General features: G+C 68.7%; 16 protein-coding genes and 1 pseudogene. 11 read left to right on the plus strand and 6 right to left on the minus strand.

Annotation, left to right across the window (positions count from 1 at the left end; translation table 11 throughout):
• Positions 1-4: 4 nt before the first annotated feature.
• A complete protein-coding gene (locus tag AMK34_RS39160) occupies positions 5-2,236 on the minus strand; it encodes an ATP-binding protein (RefSeq protein WP_073848894.1) in 2,232 nt (743 codons plus the stop codon).
• 93 nt (positions 2,237-2,329) lie between these two features.
• Between AMK34_RS39160 and AMK34_RS39165 the strand changes: the two genes are divergently transcribed.
• Positions 2,330-2,974 (plus strand): helix-turn-helix transcriptional regulator, encoded by a 645-nt coding sequence (locus AMK34_RS39165; protein WP_073848896.1) that lies wholly within the window; start codon positions 2,330-2,332, stop codon positions 2,972-2,974.
• A gap of 6 nt (positions 2,975-2,980) precedes the next feature.
• Here the strand turns inward: AMK34_RS39165 and AMK34_RS39170 are convergent, their stop codons facing one another.
• A complete protein-coding gene (locus AMK34_RS39170; RefSeq protein ID WP_083650138.1) occupies positions 2,981-3,550 on the minus strand; it encodes a helix-turn-helix transcriptional regulator in 570 nt (189 codons plus the stop codon).
• A gap of 401 nt (positions 3,551-3,951) precedes the next feature.
• On the opposite strand from AMK34_RS39170, the gene AMK34_RS39175 reads away from it, so the two are divergent.
• From AMK34_RS39175 to AMK34_RS42915, 7 genes are all read left to right on the plus strand, one after another.
• Complete coding sequence (locus tag AMK34_RS39175; RefSeq protein WP_198941833.1) at positions 3,952-4,479, plus strand: Arc family DNA-binding protein; 528 nt, start codon at positions 3,952-3,954, stop codon at positions 4,477-4,479.
• 51 nt (positions 4,480-4,530) lie between these two features.
• Positions 4,531-5,376 (plus strand): DUF4097 family beta strand repeat-containing protein, encoded by an 846-nt coding sequence (locus AMK34_RS39180; protein WP_073848900.1) that lies wholly within the window; start codon positions 4,531-4,533, stop codon positions 5,374-5,376.
• An 11-nt stretch (positions 5,377-5,387) separates the two neighbouring features.
• Entirely contained in the window at positions 5,388-6,338 is a 951-nt protein-coding gene (locus tag AMK34_RS39185) for an ATP-binding cassette domain-containing protein (protein WP_073848901.1), read from the plus strand.
• The gene (locus AMK34_RS39190; protein WP_073848902.1) at positions 6,335-7,123 is read left to right on the plus strand and encodes an ABC transporter permease; all 789 of its coding nucleotides are present in this window, start codon (positions 6,335-6,337) and stop codon (positions 7,121-7,123) included. The genes AMK34_RS39185 and AMK34_RS39190 overlap by 4 nt, the downstream gene beginning before the upstream one ends.
• 241 nt (positions 7,124-7,364) lie before the next feature.
• Positions 7,365-8,618: an HNH endonuclease signature motif containing protein gene (locus AMK34_RS39195; protein ID WP_073848984.1), complete on the plus strand. Its 1,254-nt coding sequence runs from the start codon at positions 7,365-7,367 to the stop codon at positions 8,616-8,618.
• Positions 8,619-8,695: 77 nt separating this feature from the next.
• Complete coding sequence (locus AMK34_RS39200; RefSeq protein WP_073848903.1) at positions 8,696-9,127, plus strand: MepB family protein; 432 nt, start codon at positions 8,696-8,698, stop codon at positions 9,125-9,127.
• Positions 9,128-9,286: 159 nt separating this feature from the next.
• On the plus strand, positions 9,287-9,505 hold the full coding sequence (locus AMK34_RS42915; protein WP_143202751.1) for a hypothetical protein: 219 nt from the start codon (positions 9,287-9,289) through the stop codon (positions 9,503-9,505).
• Here the strand turns inward: AMK34_RS42915 and AMK34_RS39205 are convergent.
• A complete protein-coding gene (locus AMK34_RS39205; RefSeq protein ID WP_241832962.1) occupies positions 9,475-9,915 on the minus strand; it encodes a hypothetical protein in 441 nt (146 codons plus the stop codon). The two genes, AMK34_RS42915 and AMK34_RS39205, sit on opposite strands and share 31 nt — an antisense overlap.
• A 484-nt stretch (positions 9,916-10,399) precedes the next feature.
• Between AMK34_RS39205 and AMK34_RS39210 the strand changes: the two are divergent.
• A pseudogene (locus tag AMK34_RS39210) lies at positions 10,400-11,611 on the plus strand (alpha/beta hydrolase); the annotation flags it as partial.
• Between the two features lie 15 nt (positions 11,612-11,626).
• Here AMK34_RS39210 and AMK34_RS39215 read toward each other — a convergent pair.
• Positions 11,627-12,346 carry an ABC transporter permease gene (locus AMK34_RS39215; RefSeq protein WP_073848904.1) on the minus strand — a complete coding sequence of 240 codons (720 nt, stop codon included), beginning with the start codon at positions 12,344-12,346 and terminating at the stop codon, positions 11,627-11,629.
• 14 nt (positions 12,347-12,360) lie between these two features.
• The gene (locus AMK34_RS39220) at positions 12,361-13,236 is read right to left on the minus strand and encodes an ABC transporter ATP-binding protein (protein ID WP_073848905.1); all 876 of its coding nucleotides are present in this window, start codon (positions 13,234-13,236) and stop codon (positions 12,361-12,363) included.
• 119 nt (positions 13,237-13,355) lie between these two features.
• Here AMK34_RS39220 and AMK34_RS39225 point away from each other — a divergent pair, with 119 nt between their 5' ends.
• Positions 13,356-14,459 (plus strand): sensor histidine kinase, encoded by a 1,104-nt coding sequence (locus AMK34_RS39225; RefSeq protein ID WP_083650129.1) that lies wholly within the window; start codon positions 13,356-13,358, stop codon positions 14,457-14,459.
• Positions 14,456-15,058, plus strand: a complete 603-nt coding sequence (locus AMK34_RS39230) for a response regulator transcription factor (RefSeq protein WP_073848907.1) — start codon at positions 14,456-14,458, stop codon at positions 15,056-15,058. Before AMK34_RS39225 ends, AMK34_RS39230 begins: the two co-directional genes overlap by 4 nt.
• On the opposite strand, the gene AMK34_RS39235 is transcribed toward AMK34_RS39230, so the two are convergent.
• Complete coding sequence (locus tag AMK34_RS39235; RefSeq protein WP_038511041.1) at positions 15,055-15,624, minus strand: helix-turn-helix domain-containing protein; 570 nt, start codon at positions 15,622-15,624, stop codon at positions 15,055-15,057. The genes AMK34_RS39230 and AMK34_RS39235 overlap by 4 nt on opposite strands.
• Between the last annotated feature and the right edge of the window lie 46 nt (positions 15,625-15,670).

Genomic DNA, 15,670 nt, shown 5'->3' on the forward strand with positions numbered 1-15,670 from the left:
CCGATCACTCGGGCAAGAGCGCCTGCTCGGCCAAAGCCTGTTCCCGCCACGCGCTGAACGACGGCCCGGGGGAGAGCTCCACGGCCAGGGTCAGGCATTCCCTGGCCTCGTCGAAGGCGCCGGCCTCCCGCCAAGCCCGTCCCTCGCGGATCGCGCTGATCACTTCCAGCCCGCCGAAACCGCCTTCCCAGGCGAGCCACCGGCTGGTGCGGTACTGGCCCGCCGCTTCCCGCCATTCGGCGAGATCGGCGAGCACGTCGCCGATGGCGCGCAGGGTCAGGGTCTTCAGCAGCCGGTGGAAATCGGGATACGTGTCGCCCGCCAGCCGTTCGGCGTCGGAGAGCACGGCCCGGTGCACGGCGAGCGCCTCGGTGTGCCGTCCGGCGTTGAGCAACGCGCGCCCGTACATGTTCCGCGCCGTGGTCTGGCCGTCCCAGAACGGCAGTTCGTGCGCCAGTTCGTACCCGCGCTTCGCGAACTCGAACGCTTCCTCGCCCTGCCCGGTCAACCGCAGCACCTGGCCGAGGTAGATGCACGCCCACGTCTGCTCCACCTGGTCGCCGATCCGGACGGCGATGTCCAGCGCGCGGCGATGCTCCGCCACGGCACCCTTCTCGTCACCGAGACAAACGCTGGCGGCCCAGCCGACGAAGTTGAGCAGCTTCGCTTCGGCACCGGCGTCGCCGAGCGCGCCCGCCGCGGCGGCACCGAGCGAGAAGATCTCCCACCACGGCCGCTGGGCACTTCGTCCGTCGGAGTACCAGTGCAAGGCGATGGCGAGGTCGCGGACCTGCTGATGCCGTCCCTTCCGCGCCCCCAGCCGATGCGCGGCGACCCAGTTCCCGCCTTCGACGTCCAGCCAGCGGGCGGCCTCGTCCCGCGAGCCGAACCGGCCGGTGTCGGATGCCTTGGGATAGAACAACCTGGCCGCTTCGGCCGCCTTGTCGAGCAGGTGGGCGAGCACGATGTCACGCGCGGCGGGCTCCTCTTCCGCCTCGAACCGTTCCTCCGCGAACAGACGGATCAGGTCGTGGAACTGATGCCGTTCGGGTTCCGCCGTGGTCTGCAGGAGGCTGGCGTCGACGAGTTCGTCGAGATGATCGCGTACGTCGGCGGCGGCCGCGCCGGAGACGACGATCGCGAGCTCCAGGCCGAAATCCGCGCCGGGCACGGTCGCCAGCCGCCGGAACAGCCGTCGTGCCTCGGCCGAGACCGCGCGATACGACAGGTCGAAGGCCGAGCGCAGTTGCAGATCGCCCGCCGCGAGCGCGCGCAGCCGGGTGCTTTCGTCGCGCAGCCGGTCGGCGAGCTGGGCAAGGGACCACTGCGGCCGGGTGGCGAGCCGGTTGCCCGCGATCCGGACCGCGAGCGGCAGGAATCCGCACAGTTCGACGAGTTCGCGGGCCGCGGCTGGCTCCGCGCGGATCCGGTCGGCGCCGACGATCTTGGCGAGCAGTCCGGTCGCGCCGTCGTCCGACAACGGTTCGAGCCCCAGCCAACGGGCGCCTTCGAGCCCGGCGAGAGTGCGACGGCAGGTGATCAGGGTGAGGGAACCGGGCCCGGCGACCAGCAGCGGACGGATCTGTGCTTCGTCGGCGGCGTTGTCGAGAAGTAGCAGGACCTTCCGTCCTTCGAGCAGCATCCGCAGCAACGCCGACCGTTCGGCTTCGGAGGCGGGCACCTGCCCCGGCGCGACGTCCAGCGCGCGCAGCAGCCGGTCGAGCGCGGCCCGGGCGCTGAGCGGTTCCTCGTCCATCCCGCGCAGGTCCACCGCGTAGCCCCCGTCCGGGAACTCCGCGCGCCACAGATCCGCCGCCGTCACCGCGAGCGCGGTCTTCCCGACCCCGGCCTGCCCGACGATCGCGACCACGCCACCGCCCTCGGCGACCTTCGCGGAAAGCTGGTCCAGCTCGTTCTCGCGGCCGGACAGATCCGCGGTGGGCGCGGGCAGCGCGCAGGTCGCCGCGACCTGGGCGGCCAGCGCCGGATTCCGGCGCCGCCCCTGCTTGGCGACGGTCAGGAAGAACTCGCGGTCACGGCCGGTCAAGCCGAGCGCGTCGGCCAGCACCTCGGCGGAGCGTCGCTGGGCGGCCCGCGCGCGGCCGCGTTCCAGCTCGCGCAGGGCGCGGACACTGATACCGGAGGCCTCGGCCAGCCGCCCCTGCGTCCATCCCGCGGCCCGCCGGTGCTCGAGCAGGAGCTTGCCGAACACCGACCGCGTCTCGTTCGCCTCCACCGCGGTCCATTCAACCGGCAGGCTTGCGATGACGGAAAGCTGCCCCCTGCTTCCGCTTGTCCCGCCTTCTCCGCGGCCGGTTACCTGGAAGGCATGTCGACGATCATGACGACGCCCGTCCGCCCGGTCGTCCGGACCGAGGAGCGGCGGGAGATCCGGGTCGCCGTGCACGCAGGTGATCCGCTCGTCCTGGCGGGGCTGCGCAGCGCGCTCGGCGGAGGCCCCGGCATCACCTTGCGCGAAGACCCGGCGAAGGCCGACGTCCTCGTCGCGGTCGCGGGCGACGACCCGAGGCACATCCCGGCCGGATCCGCCCGGCTGGTGCTGGTGGCCGACCACCCCAACCAGGCCGAGTTGTGGGCTGCGGTGGAGCGCGGTCTGACCGTCGTCGTCGCGCGTTCCGAGGCGACGCCGGAGCGGTTGCTGCGCGCGGTCGCCGACGCCCACGCCGGCCGGGGCGATCTGCCCGCCGATCAGCTCGGCAGTCTGTTGCGCGGGATTTCGCGGCTGCACAAGGAAGTTCTCCAGCCGCGCGAGCTCACGCTCAGTGGCTTGTCGCCCCGCGAGACCGAAGTGCTCCGGTTGCTCGCGGAGGGATTCGACACCGGCGAGATCGCCCGGCGGGTGGCCTACTCCGACCGGACCGTGAAGAACATCCTGCACGGCCTGCTCAGCCGGTTCAATCTGCGCAACCGCACCCACGTCGTGGCCTACGCGCTCCGCGAAGGTCTCATCTGAGCGCCTTCAGATGACCCCTTCCCGGATCGCGTAGGCCACCGCGTGCGACCGGTTCCGCAGCCTCAGCCGGTCGGTGACCGCGTAGATGACGTTCTTCACCGTCCGTTCCGAATAGGCGAGTTCGGTCGCGATCTCCTGGGTGTCGAAGCCGTCCGCCATCAGGCGGAGGACGTCGATCTCCCGCGAGGAGAGCGCGGCACCCGCCGGTCCGTCCGGCGCGAGCGGCTCCCGGTGGAGCCGCTCGGCCTGGTCGGCCAGCCTGCCGAGGAGATCGCGCGGCGGCGCCACGGCGCGCGACGCGGCGGCACGGACGCTGTCGGCCACGCGGGAGTCGGTCATCGCCGACCTCGGCAGAATGGCGACCACCTTGCACACCACCGCCGCCGTGAGGCCGCCCTCCTCGATCCGGTCGGTCACCAGCACGATCGGCTTGCCGAGTTCGGCGGCGACCGCGCGCAACGCGGCGACTGCGTCGGCCGAAAGCCGGTCGAAAGCGGCGACGACGACATCGGTTTCGTCCCGTGCCCGGCCTTCGGTCACCACCACGGACGCGCGTGTCTCGAGAAGGTCGACCATGCCGGCCTTCGTGATGGGGTCCAGGGCGCAGACGCTCACCCGAACTGTTCGCATGTGCCCGTCTTCCGTCCACTGTGGATCTTCGATTTGTCAAGGGCCGCAAGGACAAAAAGCGTTGCCCGCATACGCGAGCGGACCTCTTGTACGGTGGAACCGGGTAGCGGCCCGCCTCGGGTGACCCCCACATCCGGCGGCGGGTCGCTTCCTTTTCGCACGGCTCGTGGCGATTCTCGCCCGCCGTGAACGACACCGGCAACGCGTTCGGCCGTGTCCTGCTTCCCCCGCCAGCCGAGACTGGCCGAAGGGGCAAAAGTGACGCTGACCTGCGAAGACGCCACTTTGGCATCATGTGGCACCAACTTGCCCTTGCGGTGGCGCCACAATGGTGCCATGATGGCATCATGGATTTGACGCCCTTTGTGGACACCGTTCGCCGGGAACTCGCCGTCGCCGCCGAGGCGGGGGGAGCCGAGGCGAGCGCGCTCGCCGAACGCCTGACCGCGCCGCTCGCGTCGGCCATTCGTCTCGCGCTGCTGGACGCGTTGTCCGCCGCGTCGGACGAGATCACCCGTGACCTCGCGCCGGGTTCGGTCGAGGTCCGGCTGCGTGCCGGGGAAGCCAGCTTCGCCGTCACGCTTCCCGCGGTCGAGCAGGCAGCACCTACCGCTCCAGCCGCACCTGTCGCACCTGTCGCGCCGGAGCCGCCGCTGCCGGACGAGGAAGGGGCCACGGCCCGGATCAACTTCCGGCTCCCGGAAAACCTCAAGACACGCGTCGAGGAAGCGGCGGCCGCGCAAGGCCGTTCGGTCAACGCGTGGCTCGTGCGAGCCGCTTCCGCGGCCTTGCAGCCGTCGGAGCGGGCCACGCCACCCGCCCCGATGAGCGGCGGCCATCGCGGCGTCCAGCGTTACACCGGCTGGGTCAGCTAGACCTCCCGGACCAGCACAAACACCGATCACACCACCTCTGAGGGGACAACCATGCCTTCTTTCGCCACCCCGGAACCCATTCTCGCGGACCTCGAACCCGTCGTCGGCAACGTCCGGATCGTCGCCGGAGACCGCACCGACACGGTCGTCGAAGTCGCCCCGCTCGACGAGAACAACGAATCCGACGTCGACGCCGCGAAGCGCACCGTCGTCGAATTCTCCGGCGGCACCTTGACCGTCCGCGCGCCGAAGATGCGCCTGCTCGACTTCTCCAGGCGGACGAGGTCGATCGACGTGACCATCGAACTGCCCGCCGGCTCCCGGGTGCAGGGGAGCACCGGACTCGGCGACCTGACCGTGACCGGGCGGATCGGCGCCTGCCGCTACAAATCCGGCACCGGGCACATCCGGCTGGACCGTACCGGTGAGCTGAAACTGCACACCGCGTCCGGGAACATCGTCGTCGAGCACGCCGACGGCAACGCCGACATCAGCACGAGTTCCGGCCGCGTGCAGGTCGGCGCGATCGACGGCACCGCGGTGGTCAAGAACTCCAACGGGCCCACGACCGTCGGGACCGTCGCCGACTCGATCCGCCTCCGCTCGGCCAACGGCGACATCACCGTCGACAAGGCCGAAAGCGGTGTCGAAGCCAAGACCGCCAACGGATCCGTCCGTGTCCTCGACGCGGCCAGGGGCACGCTCACCCTCGAAACGTCGCTGGGGGACGTCGAGATCGGCATCCGCGAGGGAAGCGCCGCCTGGCTCGACGTGAACACCAGCTTCGGCCGCGTCGTCAACGACATGACCGCCTCCGCCGCGCCCGGCGACGCGACCGACAAGGTCGAAATCCACGCCGGTACCGCCGTCGGCGACATCATCGTCCACCGTTCCTGAAGGGAATCCCGATGCGAAACCCGGCCATTTCCGCGACCGGACTGCGTAAGTCCTACGGCGACAAGGTCGTCCTGGACGGTATCGACCTGCATGTCCCGTCCGGCACCGTCTTCTCCTTGCTCGGCCCCAACGGCGCGGGCAAGACCACCACGGTCAACATTCTGTCCACTTTGGTCACTCCGGACGCCGGTGGCGCGACCATCGCCGGAGCCGACCTGGCCACGGACCCCGACGGTGTCCGTGCCGCGATCGGCCTCACCGGCCAGTTCTCCGCGGTGGACAATCTGCTCACCGGCGAGGAAAACCTGTTCCTGATGGCGGATCTGCACCATCTGCCGCGCCGCGAGGGCCGCAAACGTGCCGCCGAACTCCTGGAACGCTTCGAGCTGACCGACGCCGCGAAGAAGACGCCATCGACGTTCTCGGGTGGCATGCGCCGCAAACTCGATCTGGCGATGACGCTGATCGGCGACCCCAAGGTCATCTTCCTCGACGAACCGACCACCGGTCTCGACCCGCGCAGCCGCCGCACGATGTGGCAGATCATCCGCGACCTCGTCGACGGCGGCGTGACGATCTTCCTCACTACGCAGTACCTGGAGGAAGCGGATCAGCTCGCCGACCGGGTCGCCGTACTCGACGGCGGCCGGATCGTCGCGCTCGGCACGCCCGACGAACTGAAGCGACGCGTACCCGGCGGGCACATGCAACTGAAGTTCCCCGACGCGGTCTCGTTGCGTGACGCGACCCGTGTGCTTCGAGTGTCCACGTCGGATGACGAAGCCCTGGCGCTCCGCGTGCCGACCGACGGCACCGTCGCCGCCCTGCGCGCCGTCCTGGATCGGCTCGACGACGAAGCCGTCGCCGTCGACAGCCTCACCGTGCACACGCCGGACCTCGACGACGTGTTCCTCAGCCTCACCGGTCACCGGACCGAAGCGACCAAGGAGATGGCCCGATGAGCAGCCTCGCCCTTTCGGTGCGCGACTCGACGACCATGCTGCGCCGCAACATCCGGCATATGCAACGGTATCCGTCGCTCACCATCATGCTGATCGGCCAGCCGATCGTGTTCCTGCTGCTGTTCGTCTACGTTTTCGGCGGCACACTCGGGAACGGTCTCGGCGGCGGAGGCGGCCGGGCCGAGTACGTCGGCTATGTCACGCCCGCCATCCTGCTCGTCACCGTGTGCAGCGCCGCTCTCGGCACCGCGATCTCGGTGGCGACGGATATGACCGAGGGCATCATCGCGCGGTTCCGCACGATGGCGATCAGCAAGGCCTCGGTCCTGACCGGGCACGTCGTCGGCGCGTTCATCCAGACGGCGTTCGCGCTCGCCGTGGTCTTCGGGGTCACGCTCCTCATCGGCTTCTCCCCGACGGCGGGGGTCGGCGAATGGTTCGCCGTCGTCGGAGTGTTGTTGTTGCTGACCGTCGCGCTCACGTGGCTTTCGGTGGCGCTGGGCCTGGCGGCCAAGAGCGTGGAAACGGCCAGTAATACACCCATGATCTTCATGTTGCTGCCGTTCCTCGGGAGCGGATTCGTGCCGACCGATTCGATGCCGGCCTGGCTGCGCTGGTTCGCCGATTACCAGCCGTTCACGCCCGTCATCGAGACCATTCGCGGTCTGCTGCTCGGGACTCCGATCGGCAACAGCGGCTGGCTCGCACTCGGCTGGTGCGTCCTGCTCTCGGTTGTCGGGTATGTGTGGTCGAAGTCCTTGTTCGCCAAGGAACGTGACCGCTGATCTTGGGGTTGCCGCTGGGGGTCGCCCCGGACCGGGTTTCGTCCGGTCCGGGGCGCTTGGTTTCCGCATTCAGTCGACTAAATGCGTGGGGGTATCGCATTTAGTCGACTAATTGCGTGAGTTGGCTTCGCAGGGTGATTCGGCATTGGCGGCCGTTTCACTCTTCAGTGTTGTCGACGCGAGTTGGCTTGTTGCTTAAAATTACGAACACGTGTTCGATTTTTTCGGGTATTCTGGAGGGGTGTCCGAGACCTTCCTTCCCGAGTTGCCGCAGGAGCTGTGGCGCGCTGGCAAGCTGGAGCTTGCTCATGGCGTGCAGCAGTCCTTGCAGGTGATTCGGATCGCGACCGCCTGTCTGGGGCAGTTTCTGGCGGAGATCGAGTCTCGGGGCGCCAAGGACTTGTATGGGCATGGCAGTACGGCTAGTTGGTTCGCGGACCTGGCCGGGTTGTCACGGGGTGAGGCCGGTGCGATCGTGAAGCGGGCGATCGCGCTGAACCCCACCCGAGCCTTGGATGGCACCGAGGTTCCGCCGGTCGCGCCCGCTACCGCTGCGGTCGCTGCTCAGGGGCTGGTCGGGGATGAGCGGATCGATCAGATCCTGGAGATCTTGAAAAACCTCCCCGCCGAGATTTCGGCTGAGGAGCGGGCGGGTGCGGAGCAGATCCTCGCCAATCTCGCTCCGAGTGCCGGTCCGCGGCAGCTCGCCAAGGCCGAGGCGAACCTGCAGGGCTTGCTCAACCCGGACGGCAAGGAACCCAAAGATCCCGAGCCGAAGGAACCACGGCGCGAGATCACCCTGGAACGCCGCAAGGATGGGTTCTGGAAGCTCACCGGCCTCCTCGATGACGAGACCGGGGCCCGGACTGCCGCCGCGTTGGAGGCGCATGCGCAGCCGCGGCCGGTGGATGAGTTCGGGCAGGCGGATCTGCGGATGAAGTGCGAACGCATGGGAGATGCCTGGGCCGAGCTGCTCGATCTGGCGATCGCCTGCCCGGACCAGCCGGGGACCAGCGGCTACCGCACCTTGGTGCACGTCACCATCGGACTCGAAGAACTGAAATCCGGTCTTGGCACCGCCTGTCTGGACTTCGTCGGGACGATGACCGCTCGAGAAGCCCGTCTCGCCGCCTGCGACTGTCTGATGGTGCCGGTGGTGATGGGTTCCTCGGGGGAACCACTGGATATGGGGCGGCTGAGACGGTTCGTCACCCCAGGCCAACGACGCGCACTCAACATCCGCGACGGCGGCTGCGCCTTCCCAGGCTGCCATCGGAAACCCAAGAATTGCCACGCCCATCACATTCATCATTGGGCAGACGGCGGGCCCACCGATCTCCGGAATCTGGTCCTATTGTGCGGTTTCCATCATCGGCTGATTCACCACGGTGACTGGGAAGTACGCATGGCCGCCGACGGCCTACCGGAGTTCACCCCACCCCAATACCGAGATCCGCTCCGAAAACCCCGGCGCAACACCCTGCATCACGTCTGAACCCCGAGGAGCCCGCCAGCCACCCAGGCGACGGGCCCCTCGGCATGCCCCCGGCCGCTAGCAGCTAGTTTTGCGGTGTGCAGTTCAGTGCGTTCGAGGCTTATGCGGCCGAGGTGGGTGTGACCGTTGTGTTGACCCCCGAGACGCAGAACAGCGGCTATGAGGCGGGAATCGTCCAGATCTGCGACGAGGCGTGGCATATCCGGACTGCGCGAAACACTCCGGCCAAGCCGGGCGCTTTCGTCGCCTTCTGGCAGAGGGACGCGAGCGGAACGACGACCCCGTTCAGTGACGACGATCCCGCCGCAGGCTTGCTTGTCTTCGTCGAGCAACACGGCCGACGCGGTGTTTTCCGGTTCACCGGCGCGCATCTCGCCGAACTCGGCATCACTTCAGGGCGACGGCCGGGCAAACGTGGGTTCCGGGTGTATCCGAGCTGGTGCGACGGGTTGAACACGCAGGCCGCAGCCACGCAACGAGCTCAGGCGTCGGCGTTCCGGGAGTTTTGAGCTCACGCAGTGCTGCCCATTAGTGGTGAGCCATGGCGCGTCAGCCGGAGGTCTTCCCGGGTTCGCGGCGTTATCCCCCCAATGGAAGGGCGGCCGACCTCGTAAGTTCGGGTCGGCGGCCCGTGATCAGATCCGCCGCCCCGATCACCTACTTGCTTGATGGGCATTGGTACCGCACGGGCCGCGTCGAACGTCGGTCCGCTGCTCGACGACCGCTCGCACACGCACCGGCCGGGCACGATCGCGTTTCTCGACGACCCCTCGCGGGCGTTGTCCACCGGGCGTTCACCCCGAAGGCTCCCGAGCCGATCGACCCAGGAGCCCGAGCCGATCGGCCGGGAGGCCGGTCACGGGAAGTACGGGTTGTCGTTGCCGTAATCCTTGCAAGAGTCCAACCCCGGCCGGATGTCCGTGCACACCCGCAGTGTGGGCCCGTAGATGCCGTTGCTGTCAGAGCCCGAGATGCCCTTCCAGGTAATGGTCTTGCCGCAGCCCTCGTTGTTGTCGCGCCGCTTGCCCTGCCACTCGCTCGTCCACCCCTTGTTGATGATGAAGTAGAAGTAGACGGGGTTCCCGTCGCACTTCGCGTCCTTCAACGTGACGTCGGCCTTGAAGCTGCCCCGGCCGGTCCACGTCAGCGTCCCGCTGAAGCTCGCGCCGCCGTCCGGTGACTTCCCGGAGATGGACTTCGACTGGTCCGCCGCCGCGGATCCCGCGCCGACGAACGTCAGCGCGAGCGCCATGAACACCGACACAAGACCTGCGACGACCCTCGAACGAGCTCTCATGACAATCCCCTCGTGATCTGCCGACAGCGCCCGGACCACGCACCCATCGGGGCGGATCCGGACTCGCGTCAGCTGTTTCCCCGCCCACCTCGGGCGAGGCACCTACGATCCCGGGAGCGCTTTCATCCTGCTTTCATGCCATGAAACCCCGAAAAGCCCCCCAGCGGGCTAGAGGCCTCCGACCGCAGACGGACGCCCCCGCACAAGCCGGCTCCCTAGCCTGAAACCCGGGATTTTCCTCGACATCAGGGAGTTCGCGTTGCCAAGGAAAACAGCCGCCCTGGTGGCATTACTGGTCGCCGCCGCGTTGACCCCGGCGACCGCCACCGCGGCCCAGTCGATCACGTGGCACGGTTGCGCGACCGGGCCCGGCGACAGCGTCGGCGTGGAGCTGGACAAAGCGGGCGCGCAGTGCGCCGACGTCGCCGTGCCGGTCGACTACCGCCATCCGCGCGGGCGCCGGATCACGGTCGCGCTGGCCCGGATGAAGGCCACCGATCCCGCGCGCCGCCGCGGCGTGGTGCTGCTCAACCCGGGAGGGCCGGGCGGGCCGGCGAGGGAATTGGTCTTGGCGGGGGCGTTCATGCCGGAGATCGCCGCGCGGTACGACCTCGTCGGCATGGATCCGCGGTTCGTCGGGCGCAGTTCGCCGCTGCGGTGCGACTGGCAGACCGACACGTTCACGCGGTCGGCCGGGCCCGACTTGAAGAGTTTCGGCGAAAGTGTGGCCCTCGCCAAAGAACTGGCACGCGGTTGTTCGGGTAACGACCCCATGTTGTTGCGGGCGGCGTCGACCCGCAACACCGCACGGGACATGGACCTCGTCCGCGAGGCGCTCGGCGAGCGGAAGATCTCCTACATCGGCGCCTCTTATGGGACGTACCTCGGCGCGGTGTATCTCCAGATGTTCGGCGCGCGGGCCGATCGGTTCGTGCTCGACTCGGCGGTGGATCCCGAGGCGTACGGGCCCGGGCTGCTCCGCCCGACCGCGCCGTCGCTCGACGCCGCGTTGCGAAATTGGGCACGGACGGCGAAGGGCCTGGGGGAGACCGTGGACCAGGTCCTGGCGACCGTGCGGGACATCGCGCGTTCGGCCGAGCGGCGGCCGTTCGCGGTCGGAAAGTACACAGTGGACGGTCACACGGTGCCGTATGTGTTCTTCGCGAACCTTTATGACGACAGGCCCGCTTCGCAGGCCGAGTTCACCGCCACCGTACTGACTCTCCGGGCCGCCGCGGCCGGTCTGCCCGCCACGCCTTCGCCCGCGTTGAGCGCGCTTCTCGACGGCCTGACGACGGGTTCCGGCGCCGCGACCGACCGGGCCGGGACACCGGTCGTCTGCGCCGATCGCGCGGCCGACCGTGATCCCATGACCTACTACCGGGACATCCAGGAGCATCGCGCCGCCGAGCCCCTCTTCGGCCCGTTGTCCCGCAACATCACCCCGTGCGCGTTCTGGCCCGTGGCCCCCGCCGAACCCGCCACCCGCATCCGCACCACCGCGCCGGCGTTGCTCCTCGGCTCGACCGGCGATCCGGCGACGCCCTACGCGGGACAACTCGCCATGCGCAGGGCGCTCGCCGGATCGAGCATGGTGACGGTGGAAGGCGCGTACCGCCACTCGGTCTTCTTGAAGGGTGACGCGTGCGTCGACACGGCTGTGCGTGACTACCTGCTGAGCGGCAGGCTGCCGGCCGACCGGACCTGTCGGTCATCGGCGCGGCTCCCAGCGGAAGAGCCGCGTCGCCAGGACGACGGCGACGACGACCCACGCGAGGGTCGGGGCGAGCAGGAGCAGCGAATCGGTGAGAGCCACGCCGCCGTTCCACGCGTTGACGGCGAGTTCGGTGGCCGAACCGCCGGGCAGCAGGCGTTTGAGTAGCGTCAGCTCGTCGGTGCCGGAGATGCCGACCCAGCTCGCCACGGCGATCACGCCGAGGCTGACGGGCAGGGTGGTCACCTGCGCGTGTTCGGGGGAGTTGGTCAGACCCGCGGTGGCCAGGCCGAGGCCGATCATCATGGCGACACTGGCGAGCACTGCCACCACCAGCAGACCGACGTTGGCGGGCGTGTCCGTGACGACGCCCAGCACGGTCATGATCACGGCCACCTGGACGAGTGAGATGACCGTGACCGGCAGCACCAGCCCGGCCAGGATGGACGCGTCCCCGGCCGCGGTGGAGCGCAGTCGCTTCAGGAACAGGTTCTGCCGTCGTGAGGCCAGCGTGGTCACCGCGCTGGTGTAGAGACCGAACGCGCACACGGTGAACATCACGATCGCCGCGATGTAGCCGAGGCTGCCGATCTCGGCGAAGACCTCGTGCTGGTAGACGAAGAACGCGGAAATGGCGAGGGGCATCACGAAGCTGGTGATCAGGACCGACCGGTTCCGGAAGATCTGGATCAGTTCGCTACGGGCTATCGAGAGCATGACAACTCAGTCCTTCAGTCGTTTTCGATGGCGCGGAACACGTCGTCGAGCCGGGTCGGCCCCGCTTCGAGATCCGGTAGTTCGATCGCGTGGTCCTGCGCCCACCGGAGCAGGGTGTGCAGGTCCTTCTGCAGCCCGAAGGTCTCGATGACGAACTTCCCGTCGTGCTCCCGTTTGCCCCGCACCGGCAGCGCGGGAGCCGAGGACGGCAGCGAGAACCGGATCACCGACGGCAGCGTCCGCGTCAGTTCGGCGACCGTGCCCTCCCGGTGGAACGTGCCCCGGTGCATCAGGCCGATGCGGTCGGCGCGCTGCTGTGCCTCTTCCAGGTAATGCGTCGTGAGCACGATCGTCGAGCCGTCCTCGCGCAGGTTGTCGACCGCGTCCCACAGCGCGTCCCGCGACTGGATGTCCAGCCCGGTGGTCGGCTCGTCCAGGAACACCAGCCGCGGCGAGCCGTACACCGCGGTCGCGAAGTCGAGCCGCCGCTTCTCACCGCCCGAAAGCTGGGACACCTTCGTGTCGGCCTTGCGGCTCAGGTCCACGATGCCGAGCACCCGTTCGAGCCGGTCCGTGCGGCGGGTCAGCGCCCCGATCAGGCGAATCGACTCCTTCACCGTCAGATCCGGTGAGAAACCGCTCTCCTGCAACATGACGCCCATCTCGGGGCGGACGGCCGCGCGGTCCCGCGGGCTCTTCCCGAGCACCCGGACGGTGCCCGACGTCGGATTCCGGTGTCCTTCCAGGGTTTCCAAGGTCGAGGTCTTGCCGGCCCCGTTCGTGCCCAGCAGGGCGTAGAACTCGCCTTGCCGGACCTGGAAGGACAGATCCTTCACGGCGTGGAAGTCGCCGTATTTCACGTTCAGACGGTCAACGTCGATCGCTGTCATACCTCGATCTCAGCCGTCCGGGCACGCCCCGGCCAGTGCGGTCACGTCACGAGGAGACCATGACGTGGTGTCACTGTTGCCCCCGCCGAAGGAGAGCCGATACTGGGTTCATGTCTGATGTGGACACCGAGCCGGCGAAGGGACAGCTGCGCAAGCTGAACCTCACCATGTTCGTCCCGCTGCTCGTCGTCGGTGGGGTGATCGTGGTCGCCTCGGATTCGCGGACCTGGTGGCACGCGGTCGTCCTGAGCGTGGGTGTGCTGGCGGCTTTGGTCGCCTTCGTGCGCTGGGCGGCGGGCGAGGTCCTGCGGGTCGCGATCCCGTGCCTGGTGATCACGGCGGCCGTGTGGCCGTTCTCGGTGCTGCTCGTCGGCGGCAGTTCGGCGTTCTTCGGCGTCTTCCTCGTGGGCTCCCTGGTCGTGCCGCAACTGCCACGCCATCGGATCCCGGCGGCCGTCGCGCTCGTCGGCTACATCGCCGCGGTGGGCGCGTTGAGACTGCTGGTCTCGAACGAGGACGTGTCCGGTGAGCTGGTCAGTTTCGTGTTCGTGCCGGCCGCGATCACCGCTGTCGTACTCGGCCTGATGTTCCCCAACAAACGCTTCTACGACGTCGTCAAGGAACTCGAGGAGTCGCGCGAGCGGGAGGCGGAACTGGCCGTGATCAGGGAACGCGTCCGGTTCGCGAGCGATCTGCACGACATCCAGGGCCACACGCTGCACGTCGTGAAGCTCAAGACGGCGCTCGCCGCGAAACTGGTGGACATCGACGCCGGGCGGGCCAAACAGGAACTGGCGGAGATCCACGCGCTCGTGGCCGACACGATCACCCAGACGAAGGAACTCGCCTACGCCCAGCGCCGGCTCAACCTCTCCGCCGAACTGGAGAACGCGAGGAACCTCTTCGAGGCCGCGGGGATCCGCGTGCGCGTCGACCGGGAGGCGGACGTCGATCCGGCGGCGGGCAGGCTGCTCGGCCAGGTCCTGCGCGAGACCACGACCAACATCCTGCGCCACGCGCAGGCGACCCGCGTGCGGATCACCCTGTCGGAATGGAGCATCAGTATCGTCAACGACGGCGCCCCGCGAACGCCACTGCCCGAACTCCGCGGGCTGGCCGCGCTCGAACAACGCGTCGTCGCCGACGGCGGGGAACTGACGGTGGAGCAGGAAGACGGGCGGTTCGTGACGGCGGCGTCCTTCCCGGCCCTGGAGGAACGATGACCACGGTGGTGCTCGCCGACGACGAAGCCTTGCTGCGCAAGGCGATGGCCGCGTTGCTCCCGCTCGAAGGCGAGATCACCGTCCTGGCCGAGGCGGAGAACGGCGAAGAGGCGGTCGAGGCCACCCTGCGGCACGAGCCCGACGTCCTCGTCATCGACCTCGAAATGCCCGGTGTGGACGGGCTCGGCGCGGTCGCGGCGATCCGGCGTACCCGGCCGGACCAGGTCATCCTCATGCTGACCCGGCACGCGAAACCCGGTGTGCTCCGCAAGGCCCTCAAACTCGGCGTCCAGGGCTTCGTCAGCAAGGCCGCCGACCCGTCGCACATCACGTTCGTCATCGCCACGCTGCATCAGGGAAAACGCTGGATCGACCCGGACGTCTCCGCGCTCGCCGTCGTCGACGACTGTCCGCTCACCGAGCGGGAGCTGGAGGTGTTGCGGGTGACCGGCGAGGGCTATTCGGTCGCCGAGATCGCCGGACGGCTCCACCTCGCGCAGGGCACCGTGCGCAATTATCTCTCGAACGCCATGCAGAAGACCCAGACGCAGACCCGGCACGAGGCCGCCCGGTACGCGCGCGAGCACGACTGGCTCTAACGCGCCCGCACATGGGCGCGTTCGCCCTGCGGTCCGAACAGGACGAGGGTTTCGACGGCGTGCCCGTCGGCCGAGCCGAGCCAATGCGGGAGCGCGGTGTCGAATTCGGCGGCCTCACCCGGCGGGAGGACCATGTCCCGGTCGCCGACCACCAGCCGCAACCGTCCATTGAGGACATACACCCACTCGTAGCCGCCGTGGGTCTGCGGCGTGGGTTCCGCCGGTGCGTCCCGGCTGGGGATGAGCATCTTGAACGCCTGCACCCCGCCCGCGCGCCGGGTGAGCGGCAGGAACGTCATGCCGTGGCGGTGAATCGGCTGCAGATGGATCCGCGGATCACCGGTCCGGGGAGCGCCGACGAGGTCGTCGAGCGGCACGCCGTGCACCCGGGCGAGCGGGAGCAGCAGTTCGAGCGTCGGCCGCCGCCCGCCGCTTTCCAGCCGTGACAAGGTGCTTTCCGAGATCCCGGTCGCCGCCGACAGTTCGGCGAGGGTCAGGCCGCGGTGTTTGCGCAGCGCTCGTAACCGCGGGCCGACCGCGTCGAGCACCTCGTCCGTTTCGTCCATGCCCTCGATCTTGCCAGGTCGGCAAGTTTTCGTGCCAAACCGGCGG

It is taken from the genome of Amycolatopsis sp. CB00013, assembly GCF_001905755.1.
Lineage (GTDB): Bacteria > Actinomycetota > Actinomycetes > Mycobacteriales > Pseudonocardiaceae > Amycolatopsis > Amycolatopsis japonica.

Coding starts and splice junctions, on each gene's coding strand:
- AMK34_RS39170 (WP_083650138.1), bottom strand. CDS start 3,550: ATGGTCGACCTTCTCGAGACACGCGCGTCCGTGGTGGTGACCGAAGGC.
- AMK34_RS39175 (WP_198941833.1), top strand. CDS start 3,952: ATGGATTTGACGCCCTTTGTGGACACCGTTCGCCGGGAACTCGCCGTC.
- AMK34_RS39185 (WP_073848901.1), top strand. CDS start 5,388: ATGCGAAACCCGGCCATTTCCGCGACCGGACTGCGTAAGTCCTACGGC.
- AMK34_RS39215 (WP_073848904.1), bottom strand. CDS start 12,346: ATGCTCTCGATAGCCCGTAGCGAACTGATCCAGATCTTCCGGAACCGG.
- AMK34_RS39230 (WP_073848907.1), top strand. CDS start 14,456: ATGACCACGGTGGTGCTCGCCGACGACGAAGCCTTGCTGCGCAAGGCG.
- AMK34_RS39235 (WP_038511041.1), bottom strand. CDS start 15,624: ATGGACGAAACGGACGAGGTGCTCGACGCGGTCGGCCCGCGGTTACGA.
- AMK34_RS42915 (WP_143202751.1), top strand. CDS start 9,287: ATGGGCATTGGTACCGCACGGGCCGCGTCGAACGTCGGTCCGCTGCTC.
- AMK34_RS39180 (WP_073848900.1), top strand. CDS start 4,531: ATGCCTTCTTTCGCCACCCCGGAACCCATTCTCGCGGACCTCGAACCC.
- AMK34_RS39165 (WP_073848896.1), top strand. CDS start 2,330: ATGTCGACGATCATGACGACGCCCGTCCGCCCGGTCGTCCGGACCGAG.
- AMK34_RS39190 (WP_073848902.1), top strand. CDS start 6,335: ATGAGCAGCCTCGCCCTTTCGGTGCGCGACTCGACGACCATGCTGCGC.
- AMK34_RS39205 (WP_241832962.1), bottom strand. CDS start 9,915: ATGAGAGCTCGTTCGAGGGTCGTCGCAGGTCTTGTGTCGGTGTTCATG.
- AMK34_RS39220 (WP_073848905.1), bottom strand. CDS start 13,236: ATGACAGCGATCGACGTTGACCGTCTGAACGTGAAATACGGCGACTTC.